Genomic DNA, 21,885 nt, shown 5'->3' on the forward strand with positions numbered 1-21,885 from the left:
TCCGAGACGGACAGGAGAATTAAAAATGTTTGATTACGAAGTGTTACGTCTTATCTGGTGGTTGCTGATTGGTGTCTTGTGCATCGGTTTTGCAGTGACGGATGGATTCGATATGGGTGTCGGTGTTCTCACCAACATTATTGGTAAAACAGACACAGAACGCCGCATCATGATTAACTCTATCGCACCGCACTGGGACGGTAACCAGGTTTGGTTAATCACAGCCGGCGGTGCGTTATTTGCGGCCTGGCCATTGGTCTATGCGACGGCTTTTTCCGGGTTTTATCTGGCTATGGTTCTGACAGTAGCGGCCCTCTGGCTCCGTCCTCTGGGGTTTGATTACCGCTCGAAAATTGAAGATCCAAAATGGCGTAGCCTGTGGGACCGTGCGATTTTCATCGGCAGCTTTGTTCCGCCTGTGATCTTTGGTGTGGCTTTTGGCAACCTGCTGCAAGGCGTGCCTTTTGTTCTGAGCGATCTGCTGATTCCGACTTATAAGGGCTCGTTTTTCGGCTTGCTGAATCCCTTCGCTTTGCTGTGCGGCGTTGTCAGTCTGGCGATGATAGTGACACAGGGTGCGGTATACCTGCAGATGAAAACCACAGACGAGCTGCATGCGCGCGCGCGTAACATTGCGCCAATCACAGCGATAATAACCTTGGTTGCTTTTGTGCTGGCCGGATTCTGGGCGAAAAACCTGGAAGGGTATGTGGTCGCGTCTGAGCTTGTAAAAGATGCGGCGTCAAACCCGCTCAACAAAGAAGTGGTGCGCCAGACTGGCGCACTGATGATGAATTTCAATGCTCAGCCGCTGCTGTGGATTGCTCCGGCACTGGGCATTGTGATGCCGTTGCTGACGATTCTGGCATGTCGTATTGAACGGGCAGGGTTTGCTTTCCTGTTCTCCAGTTTGACCATGGCAGGCATTATTCTTACTTTCGGCTTTGCAATGTTCCCATTCATCATGCCGTCCAGTGAGATTCCGAACCACAGTCTGACACTCTGGGATGCAACATCCAGTGAGCTGACGCTGAACATTATGACAGTGGTTGCTTTTGTCATGGTGCCGATCATCCTGGCTTACACCTGCTGGTGTTATTACAAAATGTTTGGTCGTCTCGATAAGCAATATATCGAAGACAATAAAAATTCACTGTACTAAGGAGACTGACTATGTGGTATTTCGCCTGGATTCTGGGGGTCCTGTTAGCCTGCTCGTTCGGTATCATTAACGCGTTGTGGTTAGAAACAACAGAGAACATGGATGACAGCAGTCAATCAGACAGTGAGTAATCGTATCGACGTCTGGGTCAGAACAAGCCATGCCTGGCTGGCGCACAGTGTGTTACGTGTGCTGGCCCTGATCATGGGACTGGTTACAGGCGGTCTCGTGATATGGGACCCAGTCTTGTTCGCCGAGGAGATAGGAGGTTTTGGTCCTGTTATTTCTCCGGCACTCATCTGGTCTTGCTGTGCCGCGGTTATCTTCGGGGTAGGTTTCGTGCCTCGGCGGTGGTACTGGCAACTGTTATTCACACCTTATGCCGCCTTACCCATATTGGCGGGTATTCTTTGGCTCCGTCTGAGCTGAAAGCATGTATGTTACGACACAGCCCGCCGAGAATAGCGGGCTGTGTTTTATGTGGCAGTAATTCCCGGAAATACCGACAAGGTCAAAAATTGAAAGGAAATAATACATGCGGAAAGTCAGGGGTTTCATTCTCTAAATTAACTCCGGTATAGTTATTGCTGGATTACCTTCTGACGTCATTTTTTTGGCGTTGGTTATGCATCATTAGTGGTATTGGGATGACGGAAGAAAACGCCTTTGAATGGCCAATCACTATTTATATTGAAGACACAGACACTGGCGGCATTGTTTATCATGCCAATTATCTTAAGTTTTTTGAGCGTGGCAGAACGGAACTATTCAGAAGCTTTGGAGTCAGCTTACAGGACATGTTAGAGCAAGGTTTCAGTTTCGTGGTGCGCCATCTTGAAATTGATTACCTGAAAGGTGCCAGATTAGACGATCAGCTCAAGGTTCGTACCTGGCCGTTAAAGGTGCGTAAAGCCTCCATCGAATTTTGTCAGATTTTAGTAAACAATGAGGGCCAGTGCTTGTGTAAAGCTACTGTTCAGGTAGCCTGTGTCGACCCTCGTTCAATGAAACCCATTGTGATACCAGAACATATACTGTCGGAGATAGCCTAAGTGAGTGCTGAACTTTCTATTCTGGATTTGTTTTTGCAGGCGAGCCTGCTGGTCAAAATTGTCATGCTGATCCTGCTGGGAATGTCGGTCATCTCCTGGGCGATGATTGTGAAACGTTCGCAGATATTGTCTCAGGCAGCCTCAAAAGCCGAGCGTTTTGAAGACCGTTTCTGGTCGGGCATTGATTTATCTCATTTGTTTCAGGAAGTGCAGAGCCGTAAAGACGATCTGAGCGGAACGGAACAGATTTTCTATGCGGGATTTAAAGAGTTTGCCCGTTTGCACCGTAATAATGGCAAAGCGCCAGAATCTGTCATGGAAGGGGCTGGCCGTGCGATGCGTGTATCGCTGTCGCGGGAAGTGGAAGAAATGGAAACCAGTTTGCCGTTTCTGGCCACTGTGGGTTCAATCAGTCCTTACATCGGCCTGTTCGGTACAGTATGGGGCATTATGCATGCCTTTATTGCGTTGGGCGCCGTGAAGCAGGCAACACTGGCGATGGTCGCTCCGGGTATTGCCGAAGCATTGGTTGCAACGGCGATGGGTCTGTTCGCAGCAATCCCGGCTGTGATGTTTTACAACCGCCTGACCAACAAGGTTGCCAAACTGGAACATAACTACGCCACCTTTATGGAAGAGTTCTCCAGCATCCTGCACCGTCAGGCGTTTGCAGCTAACCAGGAGTAACATCATGGCGGTTTATCAACCGAAAAAGCGCAAGATGACGGCAGAAATCAATGTGGTTCCGTACATTGACGTGATGCTGGTGCTCCTGATTATCTTCATGGTGACCGCGCCATTTGTGACTCAGGGTGTAGACGTTGAGTTACCTGCCACGCATACAGCGCAAACGGCGGCAGAGCTGGCCGGTGAAAACGATAGCGGGGCACCTATCATTGTCGAGGTGGACAAAGATGGTCAGCTTGGCCTGAGCGTCAATAACGATGACATGATACGTGGCCTGCAATTGACTGAGCTGCTGACGCGCGTTAAAGCCGAATTGCAGCTTAATCCGAAAACGCCCGTAATGGTGGGCGGAGACGCCAGAGTCCCTTATTCAGCGATTATCGAAACGCTGGATGCCTTGAATCAGGCAGGTGTCGGCTCTGTGGGTCTGATGACTGAGCCATTGGAGCAGTAGGGAAGTAAATGAAAAAAAACAACTATACAGTTGCCATCATCATTTCGTTATTTTTCCATGCTGTATTGTTTGCTGCGCTGATCTGGGGAACGGACTTCACTATGTCTGACCCTAAGCCAAAGGGTTCGACCATTCAGGCTGTTGTCGTTGATCCCGCTTTGGTCAATCAGCAGGCCCGCCAGTTTCGCGAGCAGCGAGATGCGGCGAAAAAAGCAGAGCAAGAACGTCTTGAGCGCCTTGAACGTCAGGCTGTGGCACTGGAACAGCAGCGTCAGGCTGAAGAAGAGCGTATTCGTAAACTGAGAGCGGATAAGCTCCAGGCCGAGAAAGCAGCGCGCGAAGCAGATGCTGAAAGGGCTCGAATTTCTCGTGAAAAAGAAAAAGCAGCAGAAGAAAAGCGTCAGGCAGACGAACAAGCCAAGCTGGCTCGCGAAGAAGCGAAAAAAGCCGAAGCGGATCGTCAGGCTAAGTTAAAAGCCAAGCAGGAAGCTGAAGAAGCAACGCGTAAAGCTGAAATTGCGCGTCAGCAGAAAATTGAAGAGCAAAAACGTGCCGAAGAAGCGGCTCGCCAGGCAGAAGCTGATCGTAAAGCTAAGGTAGCGGCGAAGAAGAAAGCGGAAGAAGAAGCACGTAAAGCTGAAGCTGCCCGTAAAGAAGCCGAACGTAAAGCGAAAGAAGCAAAAGCACTGCAGCGGCAGCAGGAAGCGGCTCTTAATGACATGTTTGCCGGCCTGGAAGCAGAAACTGAGCAACGAGGTAGTGCGAAAGGGCAGTTTATCGCTGATGAAACTGCCCGTTACGGCGAAATTTACAAGCAGATGATCCAGCAAAATTTGCTGTTTGATCAAAATTTCTCGGGTAAAGAATGCAACCTGCAAATGCGACTGTCAGTGAGCGGCCTGCTGCTGGATGTGTCGGATGTGGGGGGGGATACAAGTTTGTGCCGCGCGGCAAAAGCGGCCGTTGTAAAAGTCAGCCAGTTTCCCATGCCAGAAGATCCGGCAGTGGTGGAAAAACTGCGTTCAATTCGCTTAACCGTGAAGCCAGTAAGTTAAGAGGGAAAGCTAAATGAAACGTTGGATTTTGGGCTTGTGTGCCGCCCTGCTCACCATGAGCCAACTGGCACATGCTGAACTGGAACTGGTCATTACTGAAGGTGTCGATTCGGCACGCCCGATCGGTATTATTCCCTTTCAGTGGGAGGGTGGTGGTGCGGCGCCTGTTGATATGGCGTCGGTTATTGCCTCGGATTTACGTCGCAGTGGCAAATTTAGTCCTGTTGCCCCTAATGCAATGCCGCAAACGCCTACCAGCGAAGCAGACATTAATTATGCCGCCTGGACAGCATTGGGTGTGGATGCGCTGGTAACAGGCACTGTCAGTAAGAACGCTGATGGTAATTATGTCATCAATTACCAGCTGATAGATGTAGTGCGCGGCCAGTTAACCAATGGCGAGAGCCGGGGTCTGGAAGACGGAAAGCTGGTTCAGACCAGTGATCACGTTTTGCTGAATAACCGAGCGACAGTCAGAACCAACCGTCTGCGTCAGTATGCGCACCGTATCTCGGATGTGGTCTATGAAAAACTGACCGGCGAAAAAGGGGCATTCCTGACGCGGATCTCTTACGTGGTCATCGACGATAACTCGGACTATCCGTACCAGCTTCGCATTGCTGATTATGATGGCTATAACGAGCAACTGGTCCTGAAATCCAAACAGCCGTTGATGTCGCCTTCCTGGTCTCCTGACGGCAACAAACTGGCTTATGTCAGCTTTGAAAATCAGCAGTCCCAGATTTTTATCATGAACATTACGAATGGCACCCGTGAAATGGTCGCCTCATTCCCTAGACACAATGGTTCACCGCGTTTTTCCCCTGACGGGAAGAAACTAGCCATGGTCTTGTCGAAAAGTGGGAGTTTGCAAGTCTACGTAATGGATTTACAAACTAAAGCGATGAAACAGGTGACAGACGGGCGTGCGAACAACACTGAAGCGTTTTGGGATCCAAGCGGTCAATCTATAATTTTCACGTCAGACAGAGGTGGTAAACCTCAGATATATCGAGTAAATTTAGCTGACGGTTCGACTGAGCGTCTGACATGGCAAGGATCGCAAAATCTCGGTGGTCAGCTGACTCCAGATGGCCGTTATTTGGTAATGGTGAACCGATCGGATTCGGGTTACAACATTGCCAAACAGGATTTGAAAACAGGTGCTGTACAGATTTTGACGAAAACATTTTTGGATGAATCTCCAAGCATTGCCCCAAATGGTGGCATGGTGATCTACAGCTCGGTTAATAACAAATCCAACGAGTTGTCTCTGGTATCAATAGATGGTCGTTTTAAGGCTCGTTTACCAGCTACCAGTGGGCGAGTAAGAGCACCATCTTGGGGACCGTTCTTATAGGGTTCACTGCAATATAGCGATAAATAAGGAAAAAAAATGCAACTGAATAAAGTTTTAAAGGGTTTGGCAATTGCGCTGCCAATGTTTACTCTGGCTGCTTGTAGTTCTACCGACAGCACAGACAGTTCTGCCGCTCAAACTAACACTGGCGCTGGTACAACTGGCTCAGAAACCACAGTTGTAACACCTGTAGATTCTGGTTCAGCGGCGATGTCAGAGCAAGAAGTCCGCAACCAGCAACTGCGCCAGGAACAAACGGTTTACTTCCAGTTTGACAATGCTGAAATTCAGGCCAGCTATCAGGCGATGCTTGAAGCACATGCTGAATACCTGCGTAACAACAGTGGTGTGAAAATTATTGTTGAAGGCCACGCGGATGAGCGCGGTACGCCAGAGTACAACATTGCACTGGGTGAGCGTCGTGCCAATGCTGTTGTTAAGTACCTGCAGGCACTGGGTGTGTCTTCAAGCCAGATCTCTATCGTAAGCTACGGTGAAGAGAAGCCGCTGGTACTGGGCCACACTGACGCCGATTACGCTAAGAACCGTCGTTCGGTTCTGGTTTACTAATTAAGGTTATGAAAATGAACAGTAACATGATGCGTTATGTCGCATTAACGTTGCTGATTGGTGCGGCGACCCCTGTGGTCGCCGCACCTGCTCCTGTTTCTGAGCTCAAAGGCAGCTCATCAAGCAGCGAAAGCAGTCTGCAACGTTTAGAACGTATGTTTGAGGCGCGTAGCCAGATGCAACTGGATATGCAGCGTCAACTTGATGAATTGTCCCGTGAAGTTGGCGAACTACGTGGTATGGTTGAACGCAATAGTTACGATATGAAGCAGATGCTGGAACGTCAGCGTGAGCTCTATCGTGAAATTGACAAATTAAGCCGTGAGCAACCCGCTGCAGCCAAAGCAGAGAAAAAGGATGTATCCGGCGGTGAAACCTATGCCGCCAGCGCCGATGAAAATACCGCTTATGAAAGTGCCGTGAATTTGATTCTGAAAGAAAAGGATTATGATGGTGCGGTGACGGCGTTCAACGGATTTTTGTCCACTTATCCTGACTCTGTGTATGCGGCCAATGCCCATTACTGGCTTGGGCAGCTTTATTTTACCCAGAACAAGATGGCGGATGCTCAAACACACTTTGAAGCTGTTGCCAGTTTCAAAGATTCCAATAAGCGCGCTGATGCGCTGTTGAAGATGGGTGTGTTAGCCGAGCGTGGCAACAAAGCGGATGTGGCAAAAAAACTCTACGAGCAGGTAGTGGCAGAATATCCCAATACTGCGACATCTCAACAAGCCGAAAAAAGCCTCAAGAATCTTAAATAACAGGATATCGGGCTTAGTCTCTTCCTCGCCGCTGACCTCTCAAAATTGGGTTAGCGGTGTCTGTTTGCCCCTTCCATGCCTTATCCAGATTAGTATTACAGCGTAATTGCAGTGTATAATGCGCGGATTGTAAGGACGAGCTGATAGAGCAAGACGTAATGAGCCTGACATTTGACCCTTCAGAAATGGTGTATCCATTTCCACCCAAACCTATTCCACTGACTCAAAGCGAGCAAGTGGATTACAAAGCGAAAATTAAAGCGCTGCTTCAGGAAAAAGAAGCTGTGCTGATCGCGCATTACTACACCGATCCCGAAATCCAGGCACTGGCCGAAGAAACCGGTGGTTTTGTGGGCGATTCGCTGGAAATGGCACGATTTGGTAATCAACATCCTGCGAAAACCCTGATTGTTTGCGGTGTGCGTTTCATGGGGGAATCGGCCAAGATTCTTACGCCAGAAAAACACGTGTTGATGCCGACGCTGGAAGCTGAATGCTCTTTGGATTTAGGCTGCCCGGAAAAAGAATTCAGTGAATTCTGCGATGCGCACCCGGATCACACTGTGGTGGTGTACGCGAATACGTCTGCAGCGGTCAAAGCACGCGCTGACTGGGTAGTGACGTCCAGTATAGCGCTGGAGATTGTCGAACATCTGGATGCCGAAGGTAAGCCGATCATCTGGGGACCAGACCGCCATTTAGGCAGCTATATCCAGAAGAAAACAGGCGCTGAGATGCTGTTATGGCAAGGCGAGTGTGTTGTTCATGATGAATTTTCCGCCAAAGCGCTGAAAGACATGAAGCACCTGCATCCGGACGCAGCTATCCTGGTCCACCCTGAATCGCCGGCGAGTGTGGTTGCCTTAGCAGATGCTGTAGGCTCTACCAGCCAGTTGATCAAAGCGGCTAAGAGCCTGCCGCAACAAAAACTGATTGTTGCGACCGACAAAGGCATTTTCTTCAAAATGCAGCAGATGGTGCCAGGAAAAGAACTGATTGAGGCACCGACGGCAGGAGCTGGCGCGACTTGCCGAAGTTGTGCGCATTGCCCCTGGATGGCAATGAACGGCTTGAAAGCCATTGAAGCAGCTTTGCGCGAAGGTGGCGAAAAGCACGAGATCTTTGTCGATGAAGCCATTCGTGTGAAATCTCTTATTCCGTTGAACCGTATGCTGGATTTTGCTGCATCGCTGCAGTTGCAAGTGAAAGGCAACGCCTGATACGGGCAAACCAGATCCACCGAGATGAAAAGCGGCCCTATGGTCGCTTTTTTTGTATCTGAAGACTTTTGTGTTGTTGAAGGTGTGGCGGGATTTTGCGAGATGTTGTGAAATCCGACTGTGATAGACAGACCTTAAACCGGTATAAGTCATTATCGGTAAGCGGTAACAGCAGGTTTTACTCGCCGTAACATAACAAAATGAATCAAATTTGTAACATTTAGTGGCACCTGAGATCTCATTGTCAGCATTTTTTAGTTGATCATGTATGCCAACAAGGCAATAACATTTATAGGATAAATAATAATGAAACAACCCTACTAAATATCTGAAAACTAGGATCATAACTATGCTTACACAATTCAGAAAAAGCTGGCTGGCCTTCACGACTACAGCATTGCTTACCTTTTCGGTTCAGGCGAGTGCGGAAAATTACACCATAGGAACAGGCAGTCAGAGCGGTACTTACTACCCGTTAGGCGGCATGCTGGCCAAGATCTGGAGTGAGAATATTGATAACTTTGATATGCGGGCTGAGGTGACTGCTGCTTCGGTTGAAAACGTGATCAAAGTATCTACCCATAAGCAATTGGCGGGTATTGCAATGGGCAATGTGGTTGAGCAGGCCTATGAAGGCACTAAACCCTTCCCGAGAAAAATGGACGCGGTAGTTTTGTTTGCTCTCTATCCCAATGTTGTCCAGTTTATGGTACCTGCGGATTCAGATATCCACAGTATTGCTGATCTTAAAGGTAAAAAGGTTTCGCTTGGCGCACCGGGTTCGGGTACACGAGTCAGCGCCGTTAATATTCTGAATGCCTTGGGGGTTGAAGAAAAAGATATTCAGGCCCAGTCTCTGAATTACACCGCGACCACCAGTGCGATTGCCAATGGTCAGATTGATGCCGGAGCCATTGTCGGCAGCTTAGGTGTAGGCGCAATCACAGAGCTGGCATTGACCCGTAATATCCGTATTTTGTCGTTTACCGAAGCGGATATGGCGAAAATCACTGCGGCCAACCCCTCTTATCAATTGATCGAAGCACCCGCTGACACCTATAAGAATGTCGCAAGCTTTAAAGCACCGGCAATCTGGAATGTGTTAGTGGTGAATAAAGATCTGGATAACAAACTGGCGTATGAAATGACCAAAACCGCCTTCGAGAATATGGATAAGATTCGTAAAACGATCAGCGTGACTCAATATACGACGATTGAAAATATGAAAAAACTGGGTGGTGTGCCATTGCATCCTGGTGCCCAGCAATATCTGGATGAGCAGTCGCAGTAAACATGGGTTGTTTTCAGGGGCGGGGAAGCGCAGACCTGGGTCTGTCTCTCAGCCCTTGTGCTGAATTGGAGTATTTATGTCAACGACAGCCACTGCCCGGCACGGGCAAAAGCTTGCAGATATGCTGATGAAAATAGCCGCTATAGCGGCTATCGTTTTGTCTGCCTTTCAGATTTGGCAAGGGGTGACGGCAGAATTAGCGGCGCCTGTTTTTCGTCCGGTACACTTAAGCTGGATTCTGGTATTAGTGTTTCTCACTCAGCCATTAATCAAACAGAGCCATTCTCTTCCACTATATCTGGCGGCACGTAGTGTCGATTTTGTGTTGTCGGCTGCCACCATCTGGGCGACCTGGCACATTGTTCAGTTTGATTATGACGATATCAGTTTTTTACTGGATGGGCTGAAAGGGGCAGATCAACTGGCTGGGTTGATCACTATCGTTGCCTTACTGGAAGCGACCCGGCGTTCTGTCGGCATGGTAATGGTGGTGATTGCGGCGGTCTTTATCACTTATGCGCTGTTTGGTGATGCCTTGCCTTCTGGCATCGCCAGCAAAGGGTTCGAGTTGGAAGAGCTGATTCGATTCCATATTTTTTCCACCAACGGGGTATACGGCGCGCCTTTAGCGATTGCGGCAGGGGTAGTGTTTATTTTCGTGCTGTTTGGTGCGTTTCTGCAGGTGACCGGTGCCGGGCAATTTTTTATCGATATTGCCTTTGCTGTTGCCGGTAAATACCGCGGTGGTCCGGCAAAAGCCAGTGTGATCGCGTCGGCGGCGCTAGGCTCTATTTCTGGCTCTGCCATCGCCAATACGGTGACAACCGGGTCGTTAACGATCCCTATGATGAAAAAGCTGGGCTACAAACCCGAGCAAGCTGCCGGCATTGAAGCCGCTGCATCCACTGGGGGGCAGATTATGCCGCCTGTTATGGGGGCGGGCGCGTTTGTTATGGCGCAGTTTACGGGGATTCCATATAGCGAAATATTGCTGGTGTCGATCGCACCTGCGATTTTGTACTTTGCCTGCACGTTGCTTTATGTTCACCTGATGGCCTGTAAGCTGGGGCTGGAAGGGATGGATGTCAAAGCAGGTGTGCGTGAAGTGCTGAATAAAGGCTGGCACTTTCTTGCGCCATTGATTCTGGTCACTGCGCTGCTGATGATGAGTTACTCGCCGGTGCTGGTCGGGATTGCGGGATGTGTCGCTATTCTTGTTTCCGCCTTGTGTCGCCGTTCGAGCCGTGTCAGCCTGAGTCAGGTACTGGAAGGCATGAAAGAAGGGGCATTGATGGCCCTGCCGATTTCCGTGGCCTGTGCAACGGCCGGTATTGTTGTTGGCGTTGTCGGACAAACCGGTATTGGCCTGCAGTTCACCCAGTTCCTGCTGGCGCTGTCCGGTGGTCACTTATGGTCGGCACTCCTTCTGATAGCACTGGCGGCGGTGGTGCTGGGCATGGGCTTGCCTGTAACAGCCGCGTACATAGTGCTGTCCGTTATGGCGGTACCGGCGCTGAATGATTTCGGCTTGCCTATTCTGACTGCCCACATGATTGTATTCTGGCTGTCGCAAACTTCTAATGTCACGCCACCTATCGCTCTGGCGGCCTTTGCCGGTGCCGGTATTGCGAATGCATCGCCGATGCGATCTGCGGTGCAGGCGTTTAAACTGGCTCAGGGCTTTTTCTTGATCCCTGCTATGATGGCATTCTCCGGGCTCATACTGGGTGACGGCGAGACGCTGCATTTTGTGATTGGCATTGCGACAACGGCAGGGCTGATTATTGCATTTGCGGGTGGTATTGAGGGACGTTTGATTAACCCGCTCAATAAGCCGTTCAGAGTGATACTGCTGGCATTGGCACTGATGATGCTGTTTATGGATGACTCGGTCAGGTTAGCTGCGTTAGTTGCTGTTATCGGGATAGTCGTGGTAAACACCAAGTTAGGCCGGAAGAAGGTGGAAATGACCCACTGACGCTTGTTTCCAGCCCGTGTAATCAGCCGGGCAGAAGTGGCTGCCCGGCGGTTGGTATTACTGGTTTTCGGTAAGCTGTTGTGCGCGCAGAGTAAGGCCGCACAGCATGGGAGGGATGGCTTTGAATACTTCTTCAAATTGTGCCAGACCTTCAGCGCCTTGCTCAGATAAGGCGGCCATTGCACTTTCCGGATCATACAGCAGGCTGACAGAAAGCAGCACGCCACCCAGCAGGGCATTGTCCTGGCTGTTTTCCGGCATGATGGTTTCCCAGTCATCCCGGGCCAATTGCCAGCCCTGTAATACGCCTTCGGCAAATTCACGGGTGGCTGGCGTGACTAATTCTCTGTCATCCAAATCGCAGCCTTCCGGCCATTCCCAGCTATTGGACAACAAAGCCTGGCGCGCTTCGTTCCATATCTGAACGATGGCGTTGGCATAGTTTTCCAACTCTTCATGACTGTTAAATGGCGAGGTTTCATCACCACCCCACAGATAGGCCAGCCATTCAGCTGGATCCAGTAAATGAGGGGCCGCCGCCATTGCCGTTACAAAGCCACGGGTTTGATGTTCAGACAGCAAATGCTGACTAAGTTCAGGGTCTTGCAAAATTGCCGAAAGTTGCGCAGACATTATCAGTTTCTCTTTTAAATGGGCAGGCACGCTGTTCCAGCGCCTGGGAGCAGAATAACGGTATTGTAGCAGGCAGAGTCAGAAGACATAGCCTTGTAACGGGGAAACATGAAAAAAGGGGAGTGTGAGCCTGACAATGCTGCAAAAGTATCCACTTGATTGATAATGTGGTGATTTGGGTTGACCTCAGTCGGGGGCAACACTATAGTTACGCCCCGTTACTGAGTAAGCGCAGTGACCAAAATTAGGTGAGGTGTCCGAGTGGCTGAAGGAGCACGCCTGGAAAGTGTGTATACGGCAACGTATCGAGGGTTCGAATCCCTCCCTCACCGCCACATTCAGAAAAGACCCGTTGAGAAATCAGCGGGTCTTTTTGTATTTAACGACTCTGAGTTGTATCAAATGGCCTATAAGCCAGAAAATTAAAACTGACCTTCATTATTTCATTTCTGACTCAGTCTTTATTCATGAATCGTTATTTATTTTGTATTGAAAATTTAAAATAGCGTCGTTAATGCTAGATGACAGCGAACTGGTTTATTCACGAAATACTCATTTCTAATTTGGCCGTTAAGCGCTTTTATCAGCCGAAAATATTTGCGAGACACTATTCATTTTATGTTCATTCGTTACATTAAATATCAAACCCTCATTATATTTGTAAATTAGCAAGAACTAATTTGTAAATTTTCATATACAATCCGTGGTGATTCAACGTGTTGATTTTACTTGACATTAGAGTAATAGCTCTTATTTATTGTTTTAATTGTTATTAAAATGTTAACTTTTATGTACGTTTCATTATCGGTTTTTTGTTCGTTATGTTTGCAAAGTATTGAAATGCTGAGCCAAAGTTGAATCGCTTTCTTGAAAAGCATACATATGTGTAACGGAGCTGAAACAAGAAGTTCTCAGAAGTTAGGCGATAAAACATTTGCAGTATGAATGGTTTGTTGGTTGGGATGCGCAGGACAGCTCACTATAATCTCTAGGAATGAGTAATGAAAACAAACAAACAACAAGCTTTGGCTGTATTGACACTAGGTTCACTTTTCACCTTGCCGGCCATGGCCGCAGAAATGGTTGACGTAACCGATTCTGCTGTTCTGGAACAAGGGTTAATGGCACGTTCACTGACACCATTAAATAACAGTTTTAAACCTGTTAAATCGGTCACTTTGCCAAATGGTAAACAAAAGGTTCGCTATCAGCAGCTTTATAAAGGATTACCCGTTTATAATACTGCCGTAGTGGCAACGACAAGTAATAAAGGCCTGACTCAGGTTCATGGCCGAATGGCGCAAAATGTAGAGCAAGATCTGCCATTAATTCAGGCAAGTATTGATGAAAAACAGGCACTGAATATTGCTAAATCACACCATGCTTCTTTACATTCTCCGCAATTAACCGGTGAGCTGCCACTTGAAAATGAACAAGTGACACTGATGGTTCGTCTGGATGAAAACAATCTGGCTGAGCTGGTGTACCAGGTGAGTTTCTTTGTTCCTTCTGATGAGCCATCACGTCCTTATTTCTTCATTGATGCCAACACAGGTGATGTGCTGGATACCTGGGACAGCATCGCCCATATCCAGGCTCCGGGCTCTGGCCCTGGTGGTAACACTAAGACCGGGCAATATCAGTTCGGTGTGGATTTCCCGAATTTCATGGTGGAGAAAAACGGTACGACCTGTACCATGAATACCAGTGCAGTAAAAACCGTCGATCTCAATGGGGCGACCTCAGGCTACAACGCCTTCAGCTATAACTGTCCGACTGACAGCAACGCCAATAGCCACAAGCAGGTCAATGGTGCCTATTCACCGCTGAATGATGCTCACTACTTTGGCCAGGTTGTCTTTGATATGTATAAAGACTGGCTGAATACGGCACCGTTAACCTTCCAGCTGACAATGCGTGTGCATTACGGCTCTCAATATGAAAATGCCTTCTGGGACGGCAGCGCAATGACCTTTGGTGACGGTTCTTCTACCTTCTATCCACTGGTAGATATCAATGTCAGTGCTCATGAAGTCAGCCATGGCTTTACCGAGCAGAACTCAGGTCTGGAATACCGCAATATGTCTGGTGGTATCAATGAAGCGTTCTCTGATATCGCCGGTGAAGCGGCTGAATTCTATATGCGTGGCAGTGTGGACTGGGTAGTAGGAAGCGATATTTTCAAACAGTCCGGTGGCTTACGTTATTTTGATCAGCCATCCAAAGACGGCCGCTCAATCGATCATGCTTCGCAGTACACATCGGGCCTGAATGTGCACTATTCAAGCGGTGTATTCAACCGTGCATATTACTTGCTAGCCAATAAATCCGGTTGGGATGCCCGTAAAGGTTTCGAAGTTTTTGCAGTGGCTAACCAGCTGTACTGGACTGCCAACTCCAACTTTGACCAGGGTGGTTGTGGTGTTGTTAAAGCAACCCAGGATCTGGGCTATAACACTGCTGATGTTGTCGATGCCTTCAATACTGTCGGTGTCAATGCCGCTTGTGGTGTAACCCCGCCAACGGGTGATACGCTAGAAAAAGGCAAGCCTATCAGTGGTCTTTCCGGTAACAGAAGCAGTGAGCTTCACTACACATTCACTGTGCCAGCATCAGTATCAAGTGCTTCTGTAAGCATTACTGGCGGATCTGGCGATGCCGACTTGTACGTGAAAGCAGGCAGCAAGCCCACCACGAGCTCATGGGATTGTCGTCCATATGTTGGTGGGAATAATGAAACCTGCAATGTTTCCGTTTCATCTGGCCAGACCTACTACGTGATGCTGCGTGGCTACAGCAACTTCTCAGGCGTGACACTGAACCTGAATTACTAAGCCGTTTTTAACGTTATGAACCAGAAGGGAGCCTTGTGCTCCCTTTTTTCTTTGCTGAGCGCTTGGTCATGATATGTAATTAAATTTCACTTATGTAGTTATATCTCTTTTGTGTGCCTGTATCCCCGCGATAAAAACCTGCAGTTTTATCTTCATTTGGCATGATCTTCAGTCATGACTCAGTAAAGTGCACCTTATGCATACGATTTTTGGCAATCTTAACAGTGTTAATTGCAGGCTAGATGAGGTAGCCGAGCTTGTTCGATCATAAGTTTATGAAAAAAATATAAAAATAGCACAGGCAAAATGAAGCGAAACTTCGGGTGGGGTTTCATGTAAATAAACCGGATCTTGGCGATAAGCTGCGTTTATCAACTGACAAACTGAGCTTTCCGACCATTTTTGTGCCGTGAAACATGCGAAAAAACTGAATAACAGAAGGCAAGAAATACCTGAGTAGCACGTCAGTAGTGCGCAACTAGCTAAATATGCGGCTTTGATCACGATTATTGGTTGTAAATAGACAACATTAATATTAATACAGTGAGATATTTCACTGAAAAGTTGATTTAATATGATGAATGACTGGTTGTTTGTGGTAATTCTGGTCATATGGTCTTTTTGAATCGCCTATGTTGGCTTTTATCTCTGGTTAATGGTTCGGAGCGGCAGTGAAAGAACAATTTAATGTGCGCAATGCGGCAGCAGACACTTTTGCAATGGTGGTGTTCTGCTTTATCACAGGCATGATGATCGAAGTGTTTATCTCAGGGATGACCTTCCAGCAGTCGCTGGCTTCCCGAACATTGTCAATTCCGGTTAACATTGCTATTGCCTGGCCTTACGGCGTCTTTCGCGACTGGATGATCCGTCAGGGCGCAAAATTGAGCCCGTTGGGCCGGATGAAATTCGTCTCAGATATGCTGGCTTACGTGCTATTCCAGTCGCCTGTTTATGCCGCTATCCTTTGGTTTGTGGGGGCAGAGCCCGAGCAAATCATGACAGCGGTTGCAACTAATGCGCTGGTAAGCGGTGTACTGGGTGGCGTCTATGGCCAATTTCTTGAAGTTTGCCGTCGTATGTTCAGAGTACCGGGTTACTACCAGCAGGCTTAACACAGCGAGTTAAAACGTCTTTGCTGAGAGGCAGTCCAACGGACTGCCTTTTTCGTTGCTGCCGCTAGCGGCTCAAAGGGTGACGTTGCTGCTTCTTGATGGCAATTTCAAGTTGAGGGTGCGCAATACTGATATCGTGTGCCAGGAACTTACGTTTAATCCGGCTGTGGAGATCATGGGTCAGACTGAGCCGGTGGCCGGTCTCTGCTGCATAGGCCCGCACTTCAAAATTTTGTGCGTCTGCAGTAATACTCAGGAAAAACACCTCGGGTTCAGGATTGTCCAGAACCAGTTCGCATTCATCTGCCGCCTCAAATAACAGCCGGGTCACCAGTTCAGTATCAGCCAGATATTTCACACTGATAGCTATGGTTACCCGGGTAATGGAATCCGATAACGACCAGTTGACAAACTGCTCTGTGACAAAGGCTTTGTTCGGCACGATGACTTCTTTTCTGTCCCAGTCGACAATGGTGGTTGCCCGTGTATTAATTTTTGCCACAATCCCGGTAAGATCGCGAATGGTGACCGTATCGCCAATGCGGATAGGCTTCTCAAACAGAACGATCAAACCTGAGATAAAATTGGCGAAAATCTCCTGCAGACCAAAACCCAGGCCGACCCCCAGCGCTGCAATCAGCCATTGCATTTTCGACCATTCAAAACCTATCAATGCCGAACCAATAATGATGCCAAAGAAAATGGCCATATAGCGGGTCAGGGAAGTAATCGCATAGCCGGTTCCCGGACTCAGGCTGATGTGTTGCAGCACCAGCAGCTCCATTGCCCCGGGTAAATCACGGGCCAGAATGGCAGTCAGCCAGAGCGCCAGAATGGCGAGCAGCACACTTTTCAGCGTGATATGGCTGAGTTGTTCTATCCCGTCGATATTGGCATTGACATCCCAGAGTGTAATGTCTTCAAGGAAGCTGGTGGCCTGGTATAAATCTGACGACAAGAGCGCCAGAATAAACAGGTAAATCAGCAGCAACAGTGAGCGTAAAAGCCGCAGTGACTGCGCACTGATGACATCCAGATCGACTTCTGGTTCTTCAATTTCAATATGCAGTTCACTGCTTGCTGGTTCCTCTTTGCCTTCAAGTAATTCAGCTCTTCGCTGCGCCAGTATTTCCTGACGTTTTGCTTTGGCACGTTCGAAAGCCAGCCTGCGTCGCTGAATCAGCATAAGGCGTTTGATCAGGTAATACACCAAGAGGGTAAACACGCCCAGCACTGCAGCATATTCGAGTTTGGACATCAGTTTTTGCGCCGAGCCCAGATAGCCCAGCAGTGCAAAATAGTTAAGCGCTTGCGGTAATAAAATCAGCAGCCACCAGAATAAGTGATGGCTGAGATGCAAATGGCCTTGAGGTAGGTCCCGGTAGGTCATAGGAATACGCTCATTGGCCATTTTCCACATAAAGTAACTGACGGCTATGTTGCTGATGATAAAAGCAAGTCGTCCTAGTGTGGCGTTCACATCAATATCGTTGTAGAAGAAGGCAAAGTTTTGGATCACCATCATAGGGAGGTAAATCCAGAGCAATCGGCGATAATGGCCGAAGCAGCGCATGACCAGATTGGGCTGCCAGTCAAAATGTTTGATGAGCAGGCCGTCCGGCCGTACCAGCTCCCTCATGAAACAGTACATGACCAGAGGCAATGGCAGTGCGAGGGCCTGGCCTAAGTGATGGATGAAAGGCAGTTGCCAAAGCGCGCTTAACAGGGCGCCAACAACGGCGACCACCAGTGGTGCCGGCCAGGCAAACAGGCCAGAGCAGATGACATTGATGGTACTGAAGCTGAACCTGTCTTTGGTGACTTTACCTATATACTGACTGGTTTCTTTTAAATATTGCTTCCAGCGTGCGCGGCTCCAGCTGAGGGCAATAATCAGCAGTGCGACAATGATAAGACAGAAAGCCAGTAGCACAGGATCGGCAACCAAAGGGACTTTGAGTAAGCCCAGCCAGTGCGACGGTGAAAAAAACCACTGCAATTTTTCCAGTGTGTCGGTCGCTAATTTGATACTGAAAGCGTTGCTGTCCGGCGCCAGGAACAGCAAGCGTGCCGCTCTGTTTTTCAGGTTATTCAGTGATGAATCCAGTTTGTCATAGGCGACTTTCAAGGTTGCTTGCTGATAAATCAGGATGTCGCTGCTGTCTATCAGCTTTTCTAACAAAGACAGGTTGTTCTGAACGAGTTCGGATTGCAGTGCTTGCTGATCTTCGGACAGATTTTTTTCTGGCGCAGACTTTGCGCTTTCGGTCAGATCTTCAAACCGTTGCTGGTATTCATACTTACGGATCTGATTTTGAGCGATGTTATTGTCGAGCTCTGACATATCCGGCGGATCTGGCAGTCTCTTGAGCCGCGTACGCATGTTTTCACTGAAAGCAGGGCTGAGGGACAACCACTCGGCCATGTTATTCAGATCCTCTGCCGTTTTTGCCACTTGTTCTGATTGCTGATCGGTTTTTTCCTGTTGCAACTGAACCTGATCCAGTTGATCTGACAACGAGGACAACACACGGGCATAGCGCCGGTTTTCTTCACTGAGCTGTTTCAGTTCAGGGGGAAGATCGACCAGCTCTTGTACCAGCTCATCGGTATCGACGGCAGACTGTTCGGCATCGGTTCTGAGTAGCCGGTTCAGCATCAATTGCAGATTGTTACGATATGCTTGTCTGGCCTCTATTTCTACATTGACCAGCTGGAGCTTTTGTTTGCTGAGCGTGCGGCGATTATCACCCGTCAATTGTTCGGCTTCGAGGGCAGACAACTGGTTGTCATAAAACTCATACTCAATGTTATGAACCAGCAACAGCGGGTTATCACGATCTCTTTCCGCCTGCTTGCGGGCTTTATCTGCATTATCTATCTGTTGGCGCAGTTGTTCGACCCGTTTTGGAAACGCATCAATACTGCGTTCTATGTCTTCAATCTCGTTGCGATAGTTCTGTCGCTGTAACTCAAGCTGCTCTAACTTGTTGTCCTGTTCAGCTATCTCAAGGGTAAGCTGGTCCTGGCTCCATTGGCTAAAGTCTGGAAAGTTTGAGGTATTAAAGTCACTGATTTGAGTTTTTATGGTTTCCGTTTGCTCATTGAAGTTATCCAGCAACTGCTGGTTCTTTTCGATTTGCGTTTTATAGGTTTGCGTTTTTTGCAGCTGATCCTGAGCCTGAAGTAGTTTCTCCAGTAATTTTTCATTCTCAGGCGTTGTCTCCAGCTCGTTAGCCAACGCAATCTGTTTGTCCAGTGCTTTACTGTAATCGGACGTTTGCTGGGTGGTGGCGGAATTTGACTCTTCACTGGCGTAGCAGGGAAAGACGGTGATCAATAAGACTAACGAGAGTACGAATACGGTGAGATTACGCATAGTGAAGTGGTGAGACTCAAATAAGAATTATCTTACAAGTGTAGAAATAAGCGTGTGTTAGGCCTAAGAAAAAACCGATTTGATCTTTTGATCATCGCTTACGATAAGAAAGTACAACTAATTGGGAAAAAGCCTTGACCCGATTAGCACAAGTCAGTAAATTAGCCGCCGTCGACGCGACAGGCGTTGGCAACAATTTGGTGAGGTGTCCGAGTGGCTGAAGGAGCACGCCTGGAAAGTGTGTATACGGCAACGTATCGAGGGTTCGAATCCCTCCCTCACCGCCACATTCAGGAGAGATGGCTGAGTGGTTGAAAGCACCGGTCTTGAAAACCGGCATACGTTAATAGCGTATCTAGGGTTCAAATCCCTATCTCTCCGCCACATTCGAAAGCCTCGTCATCAGACGGGGACGCCTAGTCGGGGCTTTTTTTATTGGGTTTAAGATGATGTTTCCCGGGATTTGAAAATCCCTCTATACCTTGTTCTGGCTCCGCCACATTCGAAGAAACCGCTGAAGCATCAGCGGTTTTTTTTTTGCCTGAACCTTGGCAGGATGAGATAGGGTGAAGAAGCCTGGAAGGGGGCGGACGGCCAGTCTCAGCCGAGCGGAGCGAGACCACGTTGCCCTTCAGGCAAACCCATATTTAGTCTGATGTATATCAGGCCGCTAAGCCTGTTGAAATACCGCGACACCCCATCCGGATTTCTTTCGCATCCATCATCCTGCATATTCAATATAGGCATCAATTAGCTTAACTCTGCAGCCATATACTCTCTGATGAATATTGAACCGAATTATCTCAGAATAAACCTGCCTAGAAAGACAAACGTAAAAAATATTGACACATGCTTTTATGGTAAAAATGTTTATGTGTAGAAAGCCTTTATCAACTATCTAATTTAACTGAATAATTGAAATTTAATACTTAAGTTTACTACCAAACTAAACTTCCAGTGCTAAAAATAAGAAGGTGATTTTTTATATAATTTTATTGAGATTAATAAGACAAATAAGTCTTAAGGTTTAAATGTAAGACCAATTGCAACTTCATGTTTTTAAATGATTAACTTTAAATGCCTTCACGATAACTTTATTATTTGTCATTTTTTTTACGTGAACTAAAGTTAACTTTATTAAAACGCTAATATAATAATGAAAGGACGAGTAGGAATGTCTAGAAAATCATACACTAGATTGGCATTAGTGTCGGACGAGAGTATTCAGTCTTCAATTCTGAAAGAGTACTTGGTAAAGAAGCTTACATTTTCCATAAACTGTATAAAGCTGGATGAAATCAGCAAGTTATCAGCTAAGCAGATAGAAGAGACATTGTTCATTTTAGATTCTGCCAGTATCACGCCGAAATCGAGTGAAAAGTATCTGAGTATCATGGCAGATAAAGAGGTAATACCTTCTGAAGTTCTGATTAATGTTTGCACTGATATTAAGGTCGATGAGCTTAAGAGATGGCCGAATTTGGTGGGGGTTTTCTATACCAGCGATTCACTTGATCTGTTATCTGAAGGGTTGCTGAAGATACAAAGTGGTGAGTTGTGGTTTAGCCGTAAGTTATGCCAGGAACTGATTTCCGAATACCGCAGTACTCAAGCCAATATCCCAAAATTGAGCGTAGAGTTAACGACAAGAGAAAAAGAGATTATGCAACTATTGGTGTCAGGGGCATCTAATTTGCAAATTGCCGAGTCCCTGTTCGTGAGTGAAAATACAGTTAAAACACATCTCCATAATGTGTTTAAAAAAATTAAAGTTAAGAACCGCCTGCAGGCATTTATGTGGGCTAAGAATCATACATTTAATAGTTTGTTATCATGAAAAAGTTAACCACTGTTCTGATTTCACTTATCTTGGTTTTCCCCGGTACTGTTGTTGGAGAAGGTACAAAAACGGATAACGGTAAGCCTTTGGAAAATGGTCCTCCGTTGGAAAGCAACGAGTCTGTAGAGTTACAAGATAGACTAGAAAGCCTGGATAGCCTACGTGAAATTAATGGTGTTGTTGTTGATCGTACAATGACGAAGCTTGGTGAGGATTTTTATTCTTTATTCTCACAGAAACTCGATGATCAAATTGAAGAGTTGAAAGAGAATTTAACTGTAAAAGAACGGCCGACGGCTTTATCGGGTAGTATTATTACTATTTTTCATCGGCAAAATATCATATATCGAACTGCTTTATCACCTGGTAGACAAACGGTTGAAGAAAAAACAGATCAAGCTGTTTCTGCTGTAAAAAATTATGTGTTGAGATGGCGCATAGAACGGTATTTAAAAGATACCTTTGATGTTGACTACGACGAAATTTAAGAG

19 protein-coding genes and 3 tRNA genes are annotated in these 21,885 nt (G+C 47.4%); 20 read left to right on the plus strand and 2 right to left on the minus strand.

All coding sequences use genetic code 11. From position 1 onward, the window contains the following. Positions 1-25: 25 nt before the first annotated feature. The 13 genes from cydB to L6J37_RS03615 all read left to right on the plus strand — a co-directional run bounded on the left by cydB (position 26) and on the right by L6J37_RS03615 (position 11,593). On the plus strand, positions 26-1,162 hold the full coding sequence (cydB, locus tag L6J37_RS03555) for a cytochrome d ubiquinol oxidase subunit II (RefSeq protein WP_237794142.1): 1,137 nt from the start codon (positions 26-28) through the stop codon (positions 1,160-1,162). An 11-nt stretch (positions 1,163-1,173) separates the two neighbouring features. Beyond that, positions 1,174-1,293, plus strand: a complete 120-nt coding sequence (gene cydX / locus L6J37_RS03560; protein WP_192015258.1) for a cytochrome bd-I oxidase subunit CydX — start codon at positions 1,174-1,176, stop codon at positions 1,291-1,293. Then, positions 1,265-1,591 carry a cyd operon YbgE family protein gene (locus L6J37_RS03565; protein ID WP_218383049.1) on the plus strand — a complete coding sequence of 109 codons (327 nt, stop codon included), beginning with the start codon at positions 1,265-1,267 and terminating at the stop codon, positions 1,589-1,591. The genes cydX and L6J37_RS03565 overlap by 29 nt, the downstream gene beginning before the upstream one ends. Before the next feature lie 218 nt (positions 1,592-1,809). Next, positions 1,810-2,214 (plus strand): tol-pal system-associated acyl-CoA thioesterase, encoded by a 405-nt coding sequence (gene ybgC / locus L6J37_RS03570; RefSeq protein WP_192015260.1) that lies wholly within the window; start codon positions 1,810-1,812, stop codon positions 2,212-2,214. Then, on the plus strand, positions 2,215-2,901 hold the full coding sequence (tolQ, locus tag L6J37_RS03575; protein WP_192015261.1) for a protein TolQ: 687 nt from the start codon (positions 2,215-2,217) through the stop codon (positions 2,899-2,901). A gap of 4 nt (positions 2,902-2,905) precedes the next feature. Then, positions 2,906-3,355 (plus strand): protein TolR, encoded by a 450-nt coding sequence (gene tolR, locus L6J37_RS03580; protein WP_225445102.1) that lies wholly within the window; start codon positions 2,906-2,908, stop codon positions 3,353-3,355. Between the two features lie 8 nt (positions 3,356-3,363). After that, positions 3,364-4,410 carry a cell envelope integrity protein TolA gene (gene tolA / locus L6J37_RS03585; protein WP_218383051.1) on the plus strand — a complete coding sequence of 349 codons (1,047 nt, stop codon included), beginning with the start codon at positions 3,364-3,366 and terminating at the stop codon, positions 4,408-4,410. Between the two features lie 13 nt (positions 4,411-4,423). Then, positions 4,424-5,770: a Tol-Pal system beta propeller repeat protein TolB gene (gene tolB / locus L6J37_RS03590; protein ID WP_237794143.1), complete on the plus strand. Its 1,347-nt coding sequence runs from the start codon at positions 4,424-4,426 to the stop codon at positions 5,768-5,770. 36 nt (positions 5,771-5,806) lie between these two features. Then, positions 5,807-6,340 carry a peptidoglycan-associated lipoprotein Pal gene (gene pal / locus L6J37_RS03595; protein ID WP_237794144.1) on the plus strand — a complete coding sequence of 178 codons (534 nt, stop codon included), beginning with the start codon at positions 5,807-5,809 and terminating at the stop codon, positions 6,338-6,340. Between the two features lie 14 nt (positions 6,341-6,354). Continuing rightward, positions 6,355-7,104, plus strand: coding sequence for a tol-pal system protein YbgF (gene ybgF / locus L6J37_RS03600; protein ID WP_192015265.1), 750 nt, complete (start codon positions 6,355-6,357; stop codon positions 7,102-7,104). A 158-nt stretch (positions 7,105-7,262) separates the two neighbouring features. After that, complete coding sequence (nadA, locus tag L6J37_RS03605; RefSeq protein ID WP_192015266.1) at positions 7,263-8,324, plus strand: quinolinate synthase NadA; 1,062 nt, start codon at positions 7,263-7,265, stop codon at positions 8,322-8,324. A 349-nt stretch (positions 8,325-8,673) separates the two neighbouring features. Next, positions 8,674-9,615, plus strand: coding sequence for a TAXI family TRAP transporter solute-binding subunit (locus L6J37_RS03610; RefSeq protein ID WP_237794145.1), 942 nt, complete (start codon positions 8,674-8,676; stop codon positions 9,613-9,615). Positions 9,616-9,691: 76 nt separating this feature from the next. Then, a complete protein-coding gene (locus tag L6J37_RS03615; protein ID WP_192015268.1) occupies positions 9,692-11,593 on the plus strand; it encodes a TRAP transporter permease in 1,902 nt (633 codons plus the stop codon). A gap of 57 nt (positions 11,594-11,650) precedes the next feature. Here L6J37_RS03615 and L6J37_RS03620 read toward each other — a convergent pair whose 3' ends face one another. Then, complete coding sequence (locus L6J37_RS03620) at positions 11,651-12,226, minus strand: UPF0149 family protein (protein WP_237794147.1); 576 nt, start codon at positions 12,224-12,226, stop codon at positions 11,651-11,653. Between the two features lie 247 nt (positions 12,227-12,473). Between L6J37_RS03620 and L6J37_RS03625 the strand changes: the two genes are divergently transcribed. The 3 genes from L6J37_RS03625 (at position 12,474) to L6J37_RS03635 (ending at position 16,175) form a co-directional block, all read left to right on the plus strand. Then, positions 12,474-12,561 (plus strand) — tRNA-Ser (locus tag L6J37_RS03625). Between the two features lie 666 nt (positions 12,562-13,227). Beyond that, positions 13,228-15,060, plus strand: a complete 1,833-nt coding sequence (locus tag L6J37_RS03630; RefSeq protein ID WP_192015270.1) for a M4 family metallopeptidase — start codon at positions 13,228-13,230, stop codon at positions 15,058-15,060. Between the two features lie 671 nt (positions 15,061-15,731). After that, positions 15,732-16,175 carry an L-alanine exporter AlaE gene (locus L6J37_RS03635; protein ID WP_303453641.1) on the plus strand — a complete coding sequence of 148 codons (444 nt, stop codon included), beginning with the start codon at positions 15,732-15,734 and terminating at the stop codon, positions 16,173-16,175. 64 nt (positions 16,176-16,239) lie between these two features. Here L6J37_RS03635 and mscM read toward each other — a convergent pair whose 3' ends face one another. Then, positions 16,240-19,554 carry a miniconductance mechanosensitive channel MscM gene (gene mscM, locus L6J37_RS03640; RefSeq protein ID WP_237794149.1) on the minus strand — a complete coding sequence of 1,105 codons (3,315 nt, stop codon included), beginning with the start codon at positions 19,552-19,554 and terminating at the stop codon, positions 16,240-16,242. A 199-nt stretch (positions 19,555-19,753) separates the two neighbouring features. Here mscM and L6J37_RS03645 point away from each other — a divergent pair. From L6J37_RS03645 to L6J37_RS03660, 4 genes are all read left to right on the plus strand, one after another. Beyond that, a tRNA-Ser gene (locus tag L6J37_RS03645) sits at positions 19,754-19,841 on the plus strand. 6 nt (positions 19,842-19,847) lie between these two features. After that, a tRNA-Ser gene (locus tag L6J37_RS03650) sits at positions 19,848-19,938 on the plus strand. Between the two features lie 790 nt (positions 19,939-20,728). Next, complete coding sequence (locus tag L6J37_RS03655) at positions 20,729-21,391, plus strand: LuxR C-terminal-related transcriptional regulator (RefSeq protein WP_237794150.1); 663 nt, start codon at positions 20,729-20,731, stop codon at positions 21,389-21,391. Continuing rightward, entirely contained in the window at positions 21,388-21,882 is a 495-nt protein-coding gene (locus L6J37_RS03660; RefSeq protein ID WP_237794151.1) for a curli production assembly/transport protein CsgE, read from the plus strand. Before L6J37_RS03655 ends, L6J37_RS03660 begins: the two co-directional genes overlap by 4 nt. The last annotated feature ends 3 nt before the right edge of the window (positions 21,883-21,885 follow it).

The organism is Photobacterium sp. WH77, assembly GCF_022014395.1.
Lineage (GTDB): Bacteria > Pseudomonadota > Gammaproteobacteria > Enterobacterales > Vibrionaceae > Photobacterium > Photobacterium arenosum.